The following is an 18,881-nucleotide window of genomic DNA, read 5'->3' on the forward strand; positions in this document are numbered from 1 at the left end:
ACATTGTTTTAAGCAAATAACTATATTATGAGTCCTAAGAAAAAGATATATTATCAATATAGGCATATGAAGTTGTGTCCATATTGCAAGGGTCTACGTAGAAAAAAGAAATACTTCTTTTAATAAAAATGCACTCACTTTTTTGTGGGTGCATTTACTTAGAAATAAAGTTCAGTAAATTCGGATCATTATTCTCTTAATCTGACCGCGTTGGCAGCACTGCGCCGGCGGTTGTCCTCCAGGGCGGCATAATGCTTCTTTGTTGTATTAACATCCTTATGGCCGAGAACATCGGCTACCAGATAGATATCACCGGTTTCCCGGTACAGGCTGGTGCCATAGGTGCTGCGGAGCTTATGAGGAGTAATTTTCTTTAGTTTCGTAACAGTGGAAGCGTACTTCTTCACCAGGTTCTCCACGGAACGTACATTGATCCGTTTATGCTGGAGGGAGAGGAACAGTGCATTGGAATGTCCCTCACAGGGAACAATCTGCTTGCGTTCCTTGATATAATCCAGCAAGGCGCTGCGAACCTCTTCACCGAAATAGACAACTACCTCATAACCGCCCTTTCTCCGGATTTTGATTCCATTATTATCAAAATCAACATCATCTAAATCCAGCCCTACACACTCGGAGACACGAATACCGGTTCCCAGGAGCAGGGTCATGAGCGCCAGATCCCGGAGCTTCGTCTTATCGTGATATTTCCGCTGTGTCTTAGTCATGTTTTCCGCTGTTTCTACCTCATCCAACAGCTTTGCCACCTCGTCGATCTCCAGGCGGACAATTTCTTTATCGTGCAGCTTCGGCACACGGATCAGCGACGCCGGGTTGGTGGAGATCATTTCCTTCTGGAAATAATACTTATAGAAACTGCGAAGGGAGACCAGCTTTCGCTTCTTGCCCTTCTCCGCATTCAGATGCTCTTTCTCATCCGATGATTTATAATAGGTAAGATAATCCAGGTATTCCTCCAGATCAATGGGCTTGACCTGATCCAGCAGCTCAAGCCGGAATTCGGTAATTGGTGTATTCTTCAAGGAGGGATTGGAATTCTTCAGCCACTCAAAAAAGACTCCCAGGTCATAAGCATAGGCAATTCTGGTACGGGAGGAGGTGGTGGGTTCAATCCCGCGGAAGAAATACTTGCAGAAGCGAGGCAGCTTTTCCTCAAGAACGCGCAGCCGCAGGGTATTATCGATATTTACCTGGTCATGATAATTCCTCTCTGTCATAATCGTAATCACACCTTTCTTCAATCTATGTAAATTATAGAGTCACTGCAGGGTTTATAATACAGCCTTGTTCCAGCCCCGGATTCCGCTGTTCTGTACGGCGTGGAATAAACGCTCCCTAAGCCCCGGACTCTCTGCACCCAGAGTCTTGATCAGCTGCTTGATATATTCCCGTTTGGTATAACCGTCCACTGGACAGGGGTTCTTCACCACGGGCAGCTGATATGCATTGCGAAAGCTCTTGATATCCGCTTCCTCCACGTAGATAAGAGGGCGAATCAATGTAATCTCCGAGCGGTCCAGATAAGTGACAGGAGAGAAGCAGTGGATTCTGCCTTCATAAACCAGGGACATCAATAAGGTTTCAATCACATCATCGTGGTGATGGGCATAAGCCTCTTTGTTACAGCCTAATTCCTTTGCTTTGGTGTTGAAAGCCCCTTTGCGCATCTTAGCACATAGGGAACAGGGATTGCTTTCCTTGCGATGTTCAAATACAATCTCAGCGATTTCTGATTCTACAATTGTATAATTTATCTCCAGCTTCTCACAGAGATTGGCGACAGCAGTAAAATCCAATTCTTTAAAACCCATATTTACTGTTATAGCCTCTAGTTCAAATTTCCTGGGGTAAAAACGGCGCAAACCGGAGAGGGCATACAGCATGGTAAGGCTGTCCTTTCCTCCGGAGACACCGATGGCAATCCGGTCTCCATCCTCTATCATCCGGTAATCATCCACCGCTTTTCTGGTATAGCTTAGTAGCTGTTGAAGCTTCATAAATACTCTTACCTTCTTCTTCCTCAATATAATTTGCTATCTGCGGATATTATTTTGCTGCTCCGCCCGGAAACCGCAAGTATGCCTGTATCTGGCATTTTTCATTATGTTTCATTGTACCATATTATAATTAGAAAGAAAACTCCTCTTTTGTATTCTATTGAAATAGTAAACAAAAACAGATGTATGTAACAATTAGTTTCTTTTTGAAGAATATTAGTCTAATGCTGTAGAACCACACAGTAAACCTGTACATCCTTGTTTGTTTTATTATCTAGCACTGTAGAATGCTGTAAAACAGTGATTTTTATTATATAGTTTCACCAGAATATACTGCCTGTTTATGTATATATAGAGATAAATAACAATTTTTATGAAAAAAAATAGAATACTGACACAGTTTTAACAACTTTTAATATTATCGTAATATCTGTAATCTATACAGCGTTGACTTAAGTGTTTTAGAAGCATGAAAACACAATAACGTTGAAACCGACAAGATAAGCCGGAATACAGGATGAGAGGGGACACATTCCTGATCGCCGGCCAGACTGTGACAGAGGAGGTAATAAAAAGAGCAAATGAAGAAGGAATTACAAACGATAATTACAAGGACAAAAGATAACGGAAGCCGTGGTCGCCTCTTATGCTTAAAGCTTGGATTTATGCTGATAACCGTGCTGGTTGCGCTGGGAGCAGTACACAGCCGGGTATCGGCGGCCGGCGGATTGAAAATATACAACTATTCTACCAAAAAAGAAACCATCTACACAGACAAGCAGATCGCAGTTACCTTGAACGGACAAGCCATCGGAAACAAGAAGGCACCGGGAATTCTGGTGAAGGGTGTTGCGCTGGTGCCCTATGACGATATCTTCAAGCGGTCCAATATTGCCGCCGAGTGCGTATACGACAAGAATAAAGGTACTATAACGATCTCAAAGTACGGTAAGACCATCCTCATGACCATTGGCAGTACGAAAGCCAAGGTGAACGGCGTGGCCGCCACTCTGCCCGTTGCTCCGGTAAAGGTGAAGTATTCCGATGCTGCTTTGACTAAAGTGCTGGTTCCCTCCAGATTTGTATCCGAGACTCTGGGATTGAATTACACCTGGAACAGCAGTATCAGTACAGTCGTTATGGTTAAGAATACCCTATCCCTGTCTTATGACAGCGGCAAGATGTTTGAATATACCGGAAGCCTGGGAATGGTTACGGTGGACGGCAAGAAGATTAATCTTGGAAACATGCCCAGCATCATCACCAATAACACGGCAATGCTTCGGGCCAAGTCCATATTTACCAACGCGGCTATCGGTGCAGCCTACTCTTACAACAGTTCGGACAAGACCGTCACACTGACCAAAGGGGATGTTGTTCTGGTAATGACCATAGGGAGCAAGACAGCGTATCTGAACGGTACCGCAGTCCGGATGGATACGGCACCGATGATTGTTAAAAATCATGATGTCAATACCTCCTATGTCATGGTTCCGGGGAGATTTACCGCTACCAGCCTCGGCTATCACTATGAATGGAACAGTTCAACCGGAACCTCAATCATCACAACACCAAAGGCTGGAGATCCTTCCGGTACGGACGATTCTGATGCTCCCGAATTAGGGGACGAAAGTGTTATCATTGAGACAGGAACCATTTTAAATCAATGGACCGGAGACGGTCTCCTATATGGAAAAAGCAGCAATGTCCATGAGTTAAATCCTGAGAATACAGGTACGAATTACGGTACGATTTATTCCGCAGCCAGAGATTACAATAATATCAAGCTGAATTCGGAGACCTTCCAATTTCTTTCCTCCGGAAGCTTCGGCAGAATCACCTCCGCCAGCGACGGTAACCGGCTTGTGCTTCAGGCAGAGCAAATGACCTGTTCTGAGATGACCTATCCCATGCTTGGAACCTACAGCAAATTGGTTCAAACCATCGGAATTCACCCCGATGAAACGGGCCTGTCCTCTGTCATTGAGCTGGATCTGGTTTCCCCGGATTACAGCTATGAGCTGAGCCTGTCGGAAGATAAGCAGCAGCTGTATGTCACCATATCTTATAATGCACTTGTCTCCGCTGTTGCAGGAACCAATGATGCAGGGGATTACCTTACCCTGACCGGAATGGATCCCCTCAAGGTATCGGCAAGACAGGAATTCGGTCTGATCTATGTGGATCTTCCCTGCACGGCCAACACATTGGGCGAGATCAACACCGGCATTACCGGTTCCAAATACATTAATACCATCAGCACGGTTGCAGTCGGTGATATGATACAGCTGATTCTCGGAGTAAATGAAGGCTTTGAACTGTATCTGTCGGAGACGGAAAACCGTTATTCCCTGCTTCTTCACGTTCCCGGAGCAGAAGAGGAGCCGACGGCTTCGGAGCCGGAGCTGCCTGACTGGGATACGGACGAGTATAATATCAGAATCCCTAAGCCGGAGGGCTTGACCAGGGGGATGATAACCGACCAGGATAATTATTATAGCAACAACTTTGTTCTTCGTTTAGGCGGGAACTATATGGCCGATATCAGCAGCCTCGACATTATCAACGGGACGGATACGGTTAAGGATATCCTGGTGTCACTGAACAGCATGTATGAGACGGAGATCATTTTCAAGACCACGAAGCTTCAGGGATATACCTACACGGTGGACGAGGATTATATCTATGTCAAGGTGGGCAATCCCAGGGATATCTATCCCAATATCGTTATTCTGGATCCCGGACACGGCGGCCATGACAGCGGAGCAGTGCATTTTAGTACCAAGGAAAAAGATCTCAACTATAAGATGCTTTATACCATAGGAGAAAAATATTTCAATCAGGATCCTTCCAGGCTCAAAGTATATTATACAAGAACCACTGATGTGTTTGTGGAGCTGAAGGACCGCGCAGCCTTTGCCGGCAAATATGGTGCTGATATTTTCGTCAGCCTGCATATGAATGCTTTTACTACGGCAACTCCCTACGGAACCGAAGTATATTATTCCGCATCCAATAATTCACCCAACAGTGCGGGGCTCACCAGCAAACGTATGGCGGAATTATTCTGCGGCAACCTGGTTCGCAATCTGAACATGACTGACCGGGGCGCACAGGCAAAACGCTACACCGTTGTACATAATAATACCGTTCCCGCAGTGCTGATTGAACTTGGCTTTTTATCCAATAAGAAGGATCATGCCAAATTAACGGATCCTGTTTTCCAGGAAAATGCCATACAAACCATTTATAACACCATTCTTCAGATATTTGAGCAATACCCTACGGGAAGATAGACAGAATCACAGTACTCCGCTAAATCGAAATTATTTAGCGGAGTACTGTTTTATAAAGTCAGAAAGTCTTTATAGGTTTACATAATATTATTATATTCAAATTGTTCTCTTATTCAGTAACCGTTATGTGAAAGAATACGTCCCTGTCATCCACATAACCGAATATGATGGCACTTCCCGGAGCCACGGCAGTCACCTTGCCGTCTGCGGATATGGTGGCAACCGAGGTATTGTTGGAGGACCAGATTACCGTGTTGTCTGTTCCATGTACCTGGAGATCCTTGGTCTTTCCGGCACGAAGTGTGAAATTCTTCGCATTTGCCTGGATTACCTTAACCGTGCTGGTTACCTTCCTGCCATTTACCTCTGCGGTAATTACAGCGCTGCCAACTCCCTGGGCATAAACCACACCCTCCGAGGTTACTGTGGCAATGTTTTTATCACTGGTAGACCATTTAATCTTGGACGATGCATTCTCAACCTTCAGTGTCTTGACAAAGCCGGTCTCAGCGCCCAGCTCCAGCAGGATAGAAGAATGATTCATGCCGATAACAGATACCGTGCTGGTCAATTCCTTACCGTCAACGGAAGCGGTAATGGTTGCTTTTCCCACTTTCTTTCCTGTCAGCTTTCCCTTGGCTGAAACCGTTACAACGGAAGGATCGCTGGAGGTATAAACCGCATTGCCCCTGGCTCCGAAGATGGTTAAGGAAGAGCTCTGATCCTTCGTCACGGTAGCATTCTTCACCATGTAGACGATATTTACCTTACACTTTAATTTCTTACCTCCGACCGAAGCGGTTATGGTTGCATAACCCGGCGCATTGGCAAAGACCTTGCCGCTGCTGGATACGCTGGCCACCTTTCTGTCGCTGCTGGACCAGGTAACCTTGCCTGAAGTTCCGCGGACCCGGAGCGTTTTGTAATGATCCAGCTCCAATGTCAGGCTCGTATTGCTTAAGTATATTTTTCCAGCCGCTTTGGCTGTCACAGTATCTTTTGTAATGGGGATGAGTGAAAGACTAAGTATGCTAAAAATCAGCAGAAAAGCAATAGTCTTATGTGTCTTTTTCAATTGCAATGCCTCCTTATGTGTTTTGTAAAACAGGTATGTACGAGTGACGAAATAATCTCTGTCCATCGACATCCCTATTATAAAGGAATTATTGGGAGAGGTCATTATAGAATTATTGGTATTTAAATGTTATTATATTACTATATTTGGATTAACAGGCAGAAGAGGCAGAATGGCCCGGTTGATTGTCACAGGAGGGAAGGATATGAATAATATAATGAATTACCTGGATTGGCGCGGTGATTTAAGCTTTGCCCAGGATTCTCTGAACGAGGTGGATAATCTGATTTTGTCCACCTTATCCTACATTGAATTTGATGGAATAGTTCCCTTTGAGAGGCAGGAGGGGAGTGCCGTATTGTCGGAGATTGCACAGGCGGCCTATGATGTCATTGATTTTGAGGATCCGCGCACCAGGAATCCGTTTTTTGAACATATTCCCGATCTGTTGCTGAAGGCTGCCGCCACCAGGCGCTTTGGAGGACTTCGGTTATCCTGCTATATTAACCGTCTGAATTATGATACATCGGAACAATTTTCGGCAATTGTCTTCACTTTGCATGAGGGCCTTCATTATATTGCATTCCGGGGAACCGATGACAATCTTATCGGGTGGAAGGAAGACTTTCAGATGAGCTTCTTGGATGAGACCCAATCACAGAGGGATGCGGTAGAGTATGTAAGATATCTTCTGGGGGACTTGGAAGGGAAGGTTTATCTTGGAGGACATTCTAAGGGCGGGAATCTGGCGGTATATGTGGCCGCTTCCATCGAGGAGCTGCAGCATCGGATTCTGGCGGTTTACAGTAATGACGGGCCCGGTTTTCAGGAGAAGTTTCTGGCAAGCCAGGGATATCGCAATATTCTTCCCAGAATTCATAGCTTTCTTCCCAAGTCTTCCGTTGTGGGAATGCTGATGGAACATCTGGAGGAGTATGTGGTGGTAAACAGCAACGAAAGGGGAATTATGCAGCACAATGCATTTTCCTGGGAGGTACTTGGCCGGCAGTTTGTCTATCAATCCGGCGTGAAGAAGTCCAGCATCTTCCTCAATCAGGCGATTCGTCAATGGCTGAACAATGTTACCTTGGAAGAGCGGGCGGATTTTGTGGAAAGGCTGTTTGAAATCCTGCAGGCATCCGGTTTGAATACGGTCAGCGGCATCACCTCGGAGAGGCGGATTGCGGTCAACGGCATGATTAAGGCGTATCACAATATGAGCCCGGAGACCAAGGCTTTTATGAAAAAGATAATTCATAAGTTTATTGCGGAAGGGCAGAAGGTTATAATGCAGTCCATTGAAGAGGAGCTGCTTCCCGGAGTCCTTCCCATGGAGAAGACAGGTACGAAAAGGAGGACAAAGGGCTATATTAAGCTGAATTCCTGAGGTTATTTCCTTACTTTTTATTATCTTGCTGTTTTAACTACTTTTAACCTCATGTTCCCTATTAAAAACCGCGATCTGAGTTTATAAAAGATCACGGTTTTTTTATACTTTTTTGTTTTCTATTCCATTCCCATTCTATAATTCACGAAATCCAAGGTTTCGCCATATTATAACATTAGATAATATCGGCGTCAAAGACGCCGGAATTAGTACTGCCGATCAGTAAGGAGGACCCGGGATGGATTTTTCTATCAAGGAAATCATCTCAATCGTCTATAAGCATTTTGTATTTCTGGTTATCTGTACCCTTGCCGGTTTTGCTTTATTGTTTGCTGTATCAAAATTTATGATGAAGCCAACCTATACCGCATCCGTACAGATGTATGTCAATTCCGGCGATACAGCCGCTTCGATTGATTTGAACGATTTGAATTATGCACAGAAGGTAGTCAATACCTATATTAATCTTTTACAGACAAAGGTGTTTTTTCAGCGGGTGCTGGAGGAAAGCGGGTTGAATTATACTTTGGATCAGCTATCCCAAATGACCCGGATCAGCACGGTAAATAACACGGAGATCTTTCGGATCAGTGTCACAGCCGGCCTGGCAGAGGACGCCTATGAGCTGGCGGCCGCCATGCAGAGGCTTGCCCCGGAGGTAATTCAAAATATCAGGGCTTCGGCGCAGATCAGCGTGGTTGACCCGGTTACCATGCCCATGGCTCCCTCCGGTCCGAAGGTTATCCTCAACACGGTTATCGGGGGCTTTGCAGGGCTTATTCTTTCCCTGGCAGCCATTTTTCTATGGGAGATTATTGATATCAATGTAAAAAATGCAGAGGATTTGAAACAACGGTACCACAGACCCCTGTTAGGGGAAATACCCGGCTACGAAAAGCAGAAGCGAAAAAGGCCGGTGATCAGCCGTCTGATTCTCCGCAAAAGCACATTGCCCGAACAGGGCTTCACCTCAGAAGCCACGCAGAAATTCGCGGTGATTGAGGCTTACCGGGCGCTGCGGACCAATCTGCGCTATACCCTGAACAAGGACGGCTGCAAGATAATTCTCATCAACAGTCCCGTCCCCATGGACGGCAAGACCACCGTATGTGCCAATCTGGGAATTGTCATCGCCCAGACGGGGGCCAGAGTGCTGCTCCTGGACTGTGATCTGAGAAGAGGCAGGCTGCATCAGCTGTTCAGTAAAAAAAGCAACCCGGGAATCAGTGAAATCTTATCGGGAATCGCAGGGGCCGGTGAGCTGATTCAGTCTACGGTCCATGAGAATCTGGATGTCATCACTATGGGAACCATTCCGCCCAATCCCACAGAGCTGCTGATGGGGTACAGCATGGAGGAGCTGATCCGAAGCCAGGAAAATTATTATGACTATATCCTGATCGATTCCCCGCCGGTCAATGTCGTATCCGATGTGCTGAGTCTCATTAAGCTGGCGGACGGGATGATTGTGGTGGTAAGGGAAAATGCCACCTCCCATCCCAATATCACTAAGGCTATGGCGAAATACGAATTGCTTGGATCGAATATATTGGGCTTTGTCCTGAACGGCACCGCAGCACCCATCATGGGCAACCGGTCAAAATCCCACTATTACTCGTATTATAAAGAGCATGAGTAATATTACAGAAAACCTTAGCAATCCCATGGAGGGTATGGTCGATATCCATACCCATGTTCTTCCTGGAGTGGATGACGGACCGGATCAGCTGCAGGAAGCATTGAGCATGGCCGTGGCTTTGCAAAGGGATGGGGTGCGGACTGCGGTCTGCACGCCCCATTTTGATCCCGGGACTTCCTCCCTGGAGGAATTCCTTCAGAGGAGAACCTCGGCCCTGGCAGAAATGAAGGAGGCCCCCATTGAACTAATTCCCGCCAGTGAAACACTGCTTCACAAGTATTTATTCCATTACTCCGATTTGGAGGCATTATGTATAAAGAACACCAGATATCTGCTGCTGGAATTGCCCTTCTACATGGGATGGGAGGAGGAGACCTTCCGTTTTATGGAACGGTTAAGAAATTATTATAATATCATACCCGTCATAGCCCATATTGAGCGCTATCCGAGGGTGAGCTCCGGAACAGCCGCAAGGTTAAGAGCTCTGGACTGCTGTATACAGCTGAATGCCTCCAGTATTCTTTCTCCCGGCAGAAGGAGGAGAGCAATGCACTATCTAAAAAAGGGCTATATTGATGTAATCGGCAGCGACTGTCATAATCTGCTGCTGCGTCCTCCCTGTCTTAGTGAGGCGTATGAACGCATCAGAGCGAAGCTGGGGGAGGAAGTCTGTGCAATCTTTTATAACAATAGCCAAGCCCTTGTTAATGGAGTTGAACTTCGAAAAGGAAAATGAGCCGTCGGATCTTTCATAACACCCCCGCACAGGAACCCGTGTGCTCTGCAATTAAAATAGAGGTAGGAGAAGGATATGGATTTATATAATAAAATAGTAGAAAGGAAAGCCAAAATCTCCCTCATTGGCCTGGGTTACGTCGGCCTGCCCATTGCGGTCGCCTTCGCCAGGAAAGCAGAGGTAATCGGCTTTGACATAAATAAGGAAAAGATCAGAGACTATCAGAAAGGATTGGACCCCACCAGGGAAGTGGGAGAGGCGGCATTAAAGGAGAGTACCATCCAATTCACTAGTGAGGAGGAACGGCTCCGAGAGGCGCGCTTTCATATTGTGGCGGTGCCGACGCCGGTGAACACCGACCACACCCCCAATCTTAGACCCGTGGAAGAGGCCAGCCGTATCCTGGGAAGGAATCTGACACCCGGCTCCATCGTGGTCTATGAATCCACCGTATATCCGGGCGTTACCCAGGATATCTGCGTTCCGATTCTGGAGCAGGCCTCCGGGCTGACCTGCGGCAAGGATTTCAAGGTGGGTTATTCCCCCGAGCGGATCAATCCCAGTGACCGGCAGCACCGGCTGGAGAATATCGTAAAAGTGGTAGCGGGAATGGACGAAGAATCCCTGGACATCATTGCCAAGGTATACGGGCTGGTAATTGAAGCCGGAATCCACCGGGCACCGGATATCAGGACGGCAGAGGCCGCCAAGGTCATCGAGAATTCACAGCGGGACATCAATATAGCCTTTATGAACGAACTGTCCATCATCTTTCATAAGCTGGGGCTGAATACCGGAGAGGTACTGAAGGCCGCAGGGACAAAGTGGAACTTTCTTCCCTTTACCCCCGGACTGGTGGGAGGGCACTGCATCGGAGTCGACCCCTATTATCTCACCTACCGGGCGGAGCAGATCGGCTACCATCCCCAGGTCATTTTATCGGGAAGAAGGATTAACGATACCATGGGCAGCTATATCGTAGAGCAGCTGGTGAAGAAAATGGCGTTGGCAGGGATATCCCCGGCCGAGGCCCGGGTGGCCCTTCTGGGCCTAACCTTCAAGGAAAACTGCCCGGATACCCGCAACACCCGTGTGATGGATATGGTAAAAGAGCTGCAGGAATACGGCATCACCCCGGTTATCGCAGACCCCCAGGCGGATGCCGATCAGGTGCGTCAGGAACACGGTCTTAATCTTCTTCCTCTGGAGGAGGTACATGGAATGGATGCCGTGGTGATTGCCGTGGCCCACAGGGAATTCGCGGAATTAAAGGAAGAGGATATCAACAGCCTCTTCGATCCAGTCACTTCCCATACCAGGGTGCTTCTGGATATCAAGGGCATTCTGGACCGTAAGAAATACGAGGCCCTGGGTTATCAATATTGGAGCCTGTAAAACAGTCCCAATATACAATAAACAATCTGTAATCCATTAATACACCAAATATACTTTAAAATCCATCATAAGACTAGTGCGGTGAATAGGAGTATATAAATCATCTGGGCGCAGACCGGGCTTCCTGTGATTGCCTGCCCTTGGCAATCATGGGATGTTAAAGGCAAGCCCAGATGATTTATATACTCCTATTCATCTCATAACCTCCCCATAATTTCAAAACACAAAATCACCGGTCTTGCTCTTCCAATCTGCAAAGCCAGTGATTTCCTTCTTCCTTTTATCTGCATAACCAGCAAAGTAATTTGCGTAAGAACCCAAGTAAGCAGATCAATGATTAATGCAACATACGGATTAATCTCTGTTTTGCAGCAGGTAATGATACTGTAAGCTAGCGGGGCATAATTCATCCGGTCCGTCATGGAAGCTCCGGTTTTATGCATCAAAGCAGGGGGCTCTCTATAAAATAATACTATATAACAGGATGGAGGCTATGAATATGCGTGGATGGAAGCCTTTAAAAAACAAAACCTATTTCTTCATCATTGCCTGTCTGTATTTTTTGATTCTATTCACGGTATTCTTAATCATAAGATGGAATTCCATCGTCCACCTTATTAACCAGAAATCCTATACCATCGTCATTGATCCGGGGCATGGCGGCTTTGATCCCGGGAAAATAGGCGTTAACCGGGCTCAGGAAAAGGATATCAACCTCAGCATAGCGCTTAAGCTGAGAAATCTGCTGGAGGAAAAGGATATTCATGTTGTTATGACCCGGGAAGAGGATTATGGATTGGATGAAAAATCGGATAGGGACAAGAAGCGCTCAGATATGAGAAAACGGGTCTCCATCATCAATTCCAGTGATGCCTTGATTGCAGTTAGCATCCATCAGAACAGCTTTGTGGAAGAAAGCTCCTGGGGAGCCCAGGTATTTTATTATCATAGCTCCGAGAAAGGAAAAATCCTGGCGGAGCTTCTGCAGGAAAGGATGAAAGCCTTCTTAAATGACGGCAACCACAGGCTGGCAAAGCCAAACAGCTCCTATTATTTGCTGAAGAACTCCCGCTGCCCGCTGGTGATTGTGGAATGCGGCTTTTTATCTAATTGGAAGGAAGCCGCTCTGCTATGCGATGACGCCTACCAGGATAAATTAGCCTGGGCGATTCATCTGGGCATTTTGGAATATATCAACAGCAGCAATTTAGAAGTAGATTGAAGTTTTTCCGTTAATATGGTAAAATCAGCTTGAAACAAAAAAGTAACCGGGCGTATGATTGCGGAAGCAATCAGGTAATAGGATGATTAAAGCGCCAAAAACACCTTTTGACGCTTTAATCATAGGGCAGTATTAATGCAATAGCACAGGAGGTGCTTTATGAGGTATGAGGTAAAAGGGGAACCGTTGCCGGTGGTTATCTGTCATTTGAATGCCGGAGAAACAATGATAACAGAAAGAGGCTCCATGAGCTGGATGTCTCCCAACATGAAGATGGAGACCACTACCAACGGCGGAATAGGCAAGGCGCTGGGAAGAATGTTTTCCGGTGATTCGATTTTCCAAAACCGTTATACTGCAATGGGCGGAGAGGGAATGATCGCCTTTGCATCAAGCTTCCCCGGTTCCATCCGGGCGTTGGAAATCACACCAGACAGCCCCATGATCGTGCAGAAATCGGCTTTTCTGGCATCAGAGGCAGGAGTTGAGCTGTCCGTTCATTTTCAGAAAAAGCTGGGAGCCGGACTGTTCGGCGGCGAGGGCTTCATTATGCAGAGATTGTCGGGGCACGGCATTGCTTTTATCGAAATAGACGGTTACGCTATGGAATATATTCTTCAGCCTGGGCAGCAGCTGGTGATTGACACCGGCTACCTTGCGGCTATGACGGCGAGCTGTACCATGGAGGTGCAGACCGTTCCCGGAGTTAAAAACATGCTGTTCGGCGGCGAAGGGGTATTTAACACCGTTGTTACCGGCCCCGGCAAGGTCGTCATGCAGACGATGCCCATCAGCAATGTCGCCGCGTCGTTAAGGGCATATTTCCCGTCTTCAAAATAATAAACAAATACAGCAAACAACAGGGTATCCCAGCAAGCGAAAAAGGAAGTGCCGGAAGAAAAGGAGAGAAATGAAGATGCCTGAGGATAAAAGAGTATTCGATTTACTGGCTTTAGGGGAAATTTTACTACGCCTTTCCCCGCCCAACGGTGAGCGGCTTGTTCGCGGAGATTTGCTTCAGAAGCAAACCGGAGGTGCTGAATTGAATGTAGTATCGGGCGTCTCAATGTTAGGGCTGCATACAGGTATTATATCCAAGATTCCCTCCAATGATATCGGGTTTTTTGTTAAGAACTATATCCGTTTTTGCGGCGTAAGTGACGATTATTTAATTTATGATGACCGGGAAGATGCCCGCCTGGGAGTATATTTTTACGAAAACGGCGCCCATCCCAGAAAACCGGCAATCGTATATGACCGGCTGAATTCTTCGATGAGAACGCTGAAGGTGGATGAAATACCGGAAGAGATCTTCAGCTCAGCCAGATGCTTCCATACCAGCGGAATTACCCTTGCTTTGAATGAAAACATCAGGAATACGGCTGTTGAGCTGATTAAACGCTTTAAGGCAAACGGCACCATCATTTCCTTTGATGTGAATTTCCGCAGAAATCTCTGGACCGGAGAGGAGGCCAGGATTTGTATTGAGCAGATCCTTCCCTATGTAGATATCTTTTTCTGCTCGGAGGATACTGCCAGACTGACCTTCCTGGCTGAGGGAAGCGCATACGCTATCATGAAGGATTTTACCGATAAATATCCGATCTCCATTGTTGCATCAACCCAGCGCATCGTTCACAGCCCGAAATCACATACCTTTGGATCGGTCATCTATAGCAAGGCAGAAGACCAGTACTATGAAGAAGAGCCTTACCAGAATATCGAGGTGATTGACCGTATCGGCAGCGGAGATGCATATGTTTCCGGCGTTTTGTACGGTCTGCTGAACCACAATTTTGACTGCAGAAGGGCTCTGGAGTACGGGAATGCTTCCAGCGCCATGAAGAGCACAATTCCTGGCGATTTGCCTTCCTGTAATTTAAAAGAAATTGATCAATTGATTCAATCCCATAAGATGACCGGAAAACAGAGTGAAATGAATCGGTAGAAATTCTGCAGAGCAGGTTCAATAAAACATAGAAACACTGTAATTCATAGATGGTATTGATAAACTGCATAATGGATTATGGCATGAAATAATAAAGGGCTGTGACACAATTTGTTACCGGCCCTTTATTTGTAAATTCAATAACATTCATACAACGGTAAGTATATGTTGTTTCCGTTGATTTACAATATTTATTTCTCATACTTCATTCATCCCGTTTTTTGCCTTTATTATTGATGAAAGATAGATTAGGAAACCAGAGAATATATTTACGAAAGGGTGATTAAATAATGAGTAGTTCATCACACAGTATTAGGTACCATAATAAAAAAAGATATTTATATATTGTATACTATTCGTTAAACATGTGTTTTGCGAATAGTAATTAATACATAACCAAAAACCGGATAAGACGATATTTATTCCACTGATATTTATTCCATATCCCCCACCCGCGTGTTTATTCGACAAAAGCAGTAACAAAAGGAGTTCTAACGTCATAAAATGAATAAGGAATAATGTATTAAAGGAGTGATTTTATGGACTTTATCCGTTTTTTCTTAATTTGGTTGGTTCCCGGACTATTTGGTGCGGTGGCCTTCAGTATCATTGCCCGTTGCAGAACTCGCATTGACCCGTACGTTGCATTAATGATAGACTTGTTAACTTTTACTACAATGATTACGGGGTTATTCTTGTTTAAGGGTATTCTTACAATTACAGCTCTGATAGCAGAATTTGAATGTCTGAGCTTTACCAGAAGATATATCCTGCTGAGCATACTCGTATCCATATTATGGGGATTGTTATTAGGGTTGCTGCGGCGCTTATTCTTCTGGATCCGCAGATAAGAATTTATCTGCTTCCGCAAAATGAGGCGAATCCATCCGGTTCGCCTCATTTTTGGTATTTTGTTCTTTATAAACTCCAATACTCATATCCCAGGGCTTCGTATTCCCTCCGGTCCAGAATTCCCTTGATATCCAAAAGCATGTGCCTCCCTTTCGGAACGCATTAATTCTTCTGTCTCTTATTAACTTCCTCCGGCTCCCTGTAGCTTGGAACAACCTGCTTAATTGCCTTTCGGATCTCCGTACAAGACTGGGTTTCCAATGCTTGCGAAAGAATTCTTAGCATTTCTTTCACATCGTGAATTGATATATTATCCTGGCGGTCAATAAATATTTTATGATTTTTTGTTGCTATGAGTTCTTCACTGCTAATCAGAAGTTCCTCATACAGCTTCTCACCGGGCCGCAGCCCTGTCTCAATAATCGGAATCTCCGTATATGGGATATGACCTGACAATCGAATCAGATTTTCCGCCAGTTCGATAATCTTTACCGGCTTCCCCATATCCAATACATACACCTCACTGCTGTTAGCCATTGCTCCGGCTTCCAGCACCAGTTCAGCTGCTTCCGTAATTGTCATAAAATAGCGGACAATCCGCTTGTCAGTAATGGTTACCGGTCCTCCCTCTGCAATCTGCTTTTGAAACAGGGGGATAACCGACCCGTTTGATCCGAGTACATTGCCAAAGCGTACAGCAACAAATTCCGTTTTGCTCCTTTCCTTCATACTTTGCAGAAGCATCTCACAGATACGCTTGCTGGCTCCCATGATACTGGTTGGATTTACTGCTTTATCCGTGGATATCAACACAAATTTCTCCACGCCATAACGGTCGGCGGCCTGTACCAGATGATAGGTTCCATAGATATTGTTCCTGATTGCCTCATCGGGACAATTCTCCATCAGAGGAACATGCTTATGCGCCGCCGCATGGAAGATAATATTCGGCCGGTGCTTCTCCATCAGCTGGAACATTTTCTTCTTATCCCGAATAGAAGCAATCTCAATAATCAGCTTCTTCCGGTCTCCATAGCACCGGAGCAGCTCCTGCTGTATCTCGTAGGCATTGTTCTCATAAATATCTACAATAATTAATTTATTAATATTTCTCTTGGCGATCTGCCTGCATAATTCCGAGCCGATGGAGCCTCCTCCCCCTGTCACCATGATGGTTTTATCCAGAAGGAACTGCTCCAGCTCCTCGTTATTCAGCGTTATCTGCTCTCTCCCCAGCAGCTCCTCAATCTTCATCTTCCTGATATTATTCCAAAGATCGGCCTCCCCCTGCTCCAGTACGGCAAAGGAATCCGGAAGAGTTCTTACCAGGCAATTATGGTTGGCGCAAGTATCCAGAATATGTTTTTTCTTGTCCGCCGATAAGGAAGGGATTGTAATTACAATTTCCCGAACCGGTGTTGTTTCCAGGATTTGTTCCAGGTTGGTTACCGGTCCTTTCACCGGAACATGATGAATCCGTTTCCCGATTTTCTCCTCACTGTCATCGATAAAGAATACCGTATTATAATTGTATTTGGGATTGGCTTCAATTTCCTCCAACAGCTTAGCCCCGGCCTCTCCGGCTCCATAAATCGCAAAAGGAATTTTATTTCTGCGAAATTTGCTCCGGTAGTGCCGAAGCTGCCGATAACACATTCTCATAGAGAGAATGCCAAGAAAGGAGACGGAATATCCTGTTAAGGAAAAGATTACAGGAAGCCGGCTGCCGGTAACCACTCTGTCCAATATGATAAATATCAGAAAAGCATTGATACCCCCGAACAGCAGCATCAGATATTCCGTACTCTGTGCATATCTCCAAAGACTATCATAGGTATGAAAAAAGACCTGTGCCGCGGCCCAGCATAAAGTGAATAAAAGCAAATTCACCAGCAGTGAAGAAAAGCTCTTATTCTCTATTCCGATATCTTCCGGAAATAGATAAAACAGGCCGCTGCTTACGAAAATAATAATGAATAAATCTAATATAAAAACGATCCATTTCCGATATTTACAAATCAACATTTTATTTACCTCCAAAACAAGCCCGCCCAACTATAAAAGCTCAGCCTTGCCTGGCCCATGGGATGCCGGACAAGGCTGAACTTTTATCTCAATTATTCATCATATAAAATCATAAGGACCAATCGTTGGACGGGTCAAAATGCGGAGTACAGATTGCTGTGACGATACCTTCTTCCAGCATAAGCTCTTTATTTCTTATCTAATGTTATAATATGTCAAAACAACAGATTAAGTGAATCCTGATCCCTTGATCTACGAATAACAGCCCGCCGGAAACTCTGATAAGATGTTCGGTGGGCTGTTATTCGTAGATCGATTATTTTGTGCTCCTTCTAAAAAAGCTTTCGTATGGTGGAGCTGCTTAGAAAGATCAGAGGAAGGGAGCAAAACAGACTATGCCGGACAAAGCGAAGCCTCTTCTTCTCTCCTTCTCTATGACAAAGCCCATAGGAGGACTGCTTTCCCTTATGGATTACCGGGGAGGTATCGGCCGCAACCGCTTTGAGCCCCGCTTTTTTTAGATATACCGACAGATTGAGTTCTTCACCGTATAGAAAGGTTTTGGGGTACAGTTGATTATAAAATTTAAAGTATTCCTTTGTCAGCAGAAAAGCACAGCCCTGTATCCGGCAGAAATCCTCTGCTTTATTACCGGATGTCCTAGACTTCGGGCTTATATCAACTTTTTCCCCCTTTTTGTCTGTTAGAATATACTTTGAGAAAATGATATAAAGCTCGCAGAGCCGCCGGATCAGTTTTCCTAAGCCTTTGAACAGTAATTTATGAAGAAACCGTAAAATCCTGCGTAAGTGGTCCGGCAAGCTCATATAAAGAACATACAGCCAGGTAAAGGCAATCGTTTTGTAAGGGTCTGTTGTATTCACAGAAAAAGGCTGGGGGTTATGATCCGTATCATAGACCGCGGGAGAAATCACTCCAATCTCCTCCCCTCTCGCCGCCAGCAGTTCTTCAAAAAGTGTTTCCTTAAATATGACATCACTGTTGCAGATAAAGCAGTCTTCCGCTCCAAAATGTGTCCGCGCATATCGGATGCCGCAATTATTTCCCCTGGCAAACCCCAGGTTCTTCTTAAGTCTCTTCACGGTAATATGGGGGACCTTCCGGAACCTCCTCCTTAAAATCTCATAGGACCCGTCACCCGAACCATTGTCCACAACTACAATTTCATATCCGCTCCCCTGCTGCTTTAAGGCGCTCATAACACAGTCGATGGTTTCTTGATAATTCTTATAATGGAGTATGATAATTCCTAATCTGGTATGCATAA

General features: G+C 45.5%; 14 protein-coding genes. 8 read left to right on the forward strand and 6 right to left on the reverse strand.

The features are described from left to right. Nucleotides 1–188: 188 nt before the first annotated feature. Both HNQ56_RS13430 and HNQ56_RS13435 read right to left on the reverse strand, forming a co-directional pair. Complete coding sequence (locus HNQ56_RS13430; protein ID WP_429147064.1) at nucleotides 189–1,238, reverse strand: tyrosine-type recombinase/integrase; 1,050 nt, start codon at nucleotides 1,236–1,238, stop codon at nucleotides 189–191. Nucleotides 1,239–1,292: 54 nt separating this feature from the next. Next, nucleotides 1,293–2,018 (reverse strand): tRNA 2-thiocytidine biosynthesis TtcA family protein, encoded by a 726-nt coding sequence (locus HNQ56_RS13435; RefSeq protein ID WP_429147066.1) that lies wholly within the window; start codon nucleotides 2,016–2,018, stop codon nucleotides 1,293–1,295. Between the two features lie 665 nt (nucleotides 2,019–2,683). Between HNQ56_RS13435 and HNQ56_RS13440 the strand changes: the two genes are divergently transcribed. Next, on the forward strand, nucleotides 2,684–5,314 hold the full coding sequence (locus HNQ56_RS13440) for an N-acetylmuramoyl-L-alanine amidase (RefSeq protein ID WP_429146986.1): 2,631 nt from the start codon (nucleotides 2,684–2,686) through the stop codon (nucleotides 5,312–5,314). A 109-nt stretch (nucleotides 5,315–5,423) separates the two neighbouring features. Here the strand turns inward: HNQ56_RS13440 and HNQ56_RS13445 are convergent, their stop codons facing one another. Next, on the reverse strand, nucleotides 5,424–6,389 hold the full coding sequence (locus HNQ56_RS13445; protein WP_429146989.1) for an Ig-like domain-containing protein: 966 nt from the start codon (nucleotides 6,387–6,389) through the stop codon (nucleotides 5,424–5,426). Nucleotides 6,390–6,594: 205 nt separating this feature from the next. Between HNQ56_RS13445 and HNQ56_RS13450 the strand changes: the two genes are divergently transcribed. The 4 genes from HNQ56_RS13450 (at nucleotide 6,595) to HNQ56_RS13465 (ending at nucleotide 11,546) form a co-directional block, all read left to right on the forward strand. Continuing rightward, entirely contained in the window at nucleotides 6,595–7,776 is a 1,182-nt protein-coding gene (locus HNQ56_RS13450) for a DUF2974 domain-containing protein (RefSeq protein WP_429146991.1), read from the forward strand. A gap of 238 nt (nucleotides 7,777–8,014) precedes the next feature. Further along, nucleotides 8,015–9,415 (forward strand): tyrosine-protein kinase domain-containing protein, encoded by a 1,401-nt coding sequence (locus tag HNQ56_RS13455; protein WP_429146994.1) that lies wholly within the window; start codon nucleotides 8,015–8,017, stop codon nucleotides 9,413–9,415. Nucleotides 9,416–9,440: 25 nt separating this feature from the next. After that, complete coding sequence (locus HNQ56_RS13460; protein ID WP_429146997.1) at nucleotides 9,441–10,151, forward strand: tyrosine-protein phosphatase; 711 nt, start codon at nucleotides 9,441–9,443, stop codon at nucleotides 10,149–10,151. Nucleotides 10,152–10,226: 75 nt separating this feature from the next. Then, nucleotides 10,227–11,546 carry a nucleotide sugar dehydrogenase gene (locus HNQ56_RS13465; RefSeq protein ID WP_429147000.1) on the forward strand — a complete coding sequence of 440 codons (1,320 nt, stop codon included), beginning with the start codon at nucleotides 10,227–10,229 and terminating at the stop codon, nucleotides 11,544–11,546. A 197-nt stretch (nucleotides 11,547–11,743) separates the two neighbouring features. On the opposite strand, the gene HNQ56_RS13470 is transcribed toward HNQ56_RS13465, so the two are convergent. Then, nucleotides 11,744–11,992 carry a hypothetical protein gene (locus HNQ56_RS13470; RefSeq protein ID WP_429147003.1) on the reverse strand — a complete coding sequence of 83 codons (249 nt, stop codon included), beginning with the start codon at nucleotides 11,990–11,992 and terminating at the stop codon, nucleotides 11,744–11,746. Nucleotides 11,993–12,045: 53 nt separating this feature from the next. Here HNQ56_RS13470 and HNQ56_RS13475 point away from each other — a divergent pair, with 53 nt between their 5' ends. The 3 genes from HNQ56_RS13475 to HNQ56_RS13485 all read left to right on the forward strand — a co-directional run bounded on the left by HNQ56_RS13475 (nucleotide 12,046) and on the right by HNQ56_RS13485 (nucleotide 14,716). Beyond that, nucleotides 12,046–12,768: an N-acetylmuramoyl-L-alanine amidase gene (locus tag HNQ56_RS13475; protein WP_429147005.1), complete on the forward strand. Its 723-nt coding sequence runs from the start codon at nucleotides 12,046–12,048 to the stop codon at nucleotides 12,766–12,768. A 159-nt stretch (nucleotides 12,769–12,927) separates the two neighbouring features. Next, nucleotides 12,928–13,608, forward strand: coding sequence for a TIGR00266 family protein (locus HNQ56_RS13480; protein ID WP_429147008.1), 681 nt, complete (start codon nucleotides 12,928–12,930; stop codon nucleotides 13,606–13,608). Nucleotides 13,609–13,684: 76 nt separating this feature from the next. Next, a complete protein-coding gene (locus HNQ56_RS13485) occupies nucleotides 13,685–14,716 on the forward strand; it encodes a sugar kinase (RefSeq protein WP_429147011.1) in 1,032 nt (343 codons plus the stop codon). 1,014 nt (nucleotides 14,717–15,730) lie between these two features. Here the strand turns inward: HNQ56_RS13485 and HNQ56_RS13490 are convergent. Both HNQ56_RS13490 and HNQ56_RS13495 read right to left on the reverse strand, forming a co-directional pair. Beyond that, nucleotides 15,731–17,593: a polysaccharide biosynthesis protein gene (locus HNQ56_RS13490; protein ID WP_429147014.1), complete on the reverse strand. Its 1,863-nt coding sequence runs from the start codon at nucleotides 17,591–17,593 to the stop codon at nucleotides 15,731–15,733. 332 nt (nucleotides 17,594–17,925) lie between these two features. Next, nucleotides 17,926–18,879: a glycosyltransferase gene (locus HNQ56_RS13495; protein ID WP_429147016.1), complete on the reverse strand. Its 954-nt coding sequence runs from the start codon at nucleotides 18,877–18,879 to the stop codon at nucleotides 17,926–17,928. Nucleotides 18,880–18,881 lie beyond the last annotated feature (2 nt).

It is taken from the genome of Anaerotaenia torta (assembly GCF_050433395.1).
In the GTDB taxonomy this organism is placed as follows: domain Bacteria; phylum Bacillota; class Clostridia; order Lachnospirales; family Lachnospiraceae; genus Mobilitalea; species Mobilitalea torta.

Coding starts and splice junctions, on each gene's coding strand:
- HNQ56_RS13450 (WP_429146991.1), top strand. CDS start 6,595: ATGAATAATATAATGAATTACCTGGATTGGCGCGGTGATTTAAGCTTT.
- HNQ56_RS13435 (WP_429147066.1), bottom strand. CDS start 2,018: ATGAAGCTTCAACAGCTACTAAGCTATACCAGAAAAGCGGTGGATGAT.
- HNQ56_RS13495 (WP_429147016.1), bottom strand. CDS start 18,879: ATGCATACCAGATTAGGAATTATCATACTCCATTATAAGAATTATCAA.
- HNQ56_RS13490 (WP_429147014.1), bottom strand. CDS start 17,593: ATGTTGATTTGTAAATATCGGAAATGGATCGTTTTTATATTAGATTTA.
- HNQ56_RS13485 (WP_429147011.1), top strand. CDS start 13,685: ATGCCTGAGGATAAAAGAGTATTCGATTTACTGGCTTTAGGGGAAATT.
- HNQ56_RS13430 (WP_429147064.1), bottom strand. CDS start 1,238: ATGACAGAGAGGAATTATCATGACCAGGTAAATATCGATAATACCCTG.
- HNQ56_RS13440 (WP_429146986.1), top strand. CDS start 2,684: ATGCTGATAACCGTGCTGGTTGCGCTGGGAGCAGTACACAGCCGGGTA.
- HNQ56_RS13465 (WP_429147000.1), top strand. CDS start 10,227: ATGGATTTATATAATAAAATAGTAGAAAGGAAAGCCAAAATCTCCCTC.
- HNQ56_RS13475 (WP_429147005.1), top strand. CDS start 12,046: ATGCGTGGATGGAAGCCTTTAAAAAACAAAACCTATTTCTTCATCATT.
- HNQ56_RS13460 (WP_429146997.1), top strand. CDS start 9,441: ATGGAGGGTATGGTCGATATCCATACCCATGTTCTTCCTGGAGTGGAT.
- HNQ56_RS13480 (WP_429147008.1), top strand. CDS start 12,928: ATGAGGTATGAGGTAAAAGGGGAACCGTTGCCGGTGGTTATCTGTCAT.
- HNQ56_RS13455 (WP_429146994.1), top strand. CDS start 8,015: ATGGATTTTTCTATCAAGGAAATCATCTCAATCGTCTATAAGCATTTT.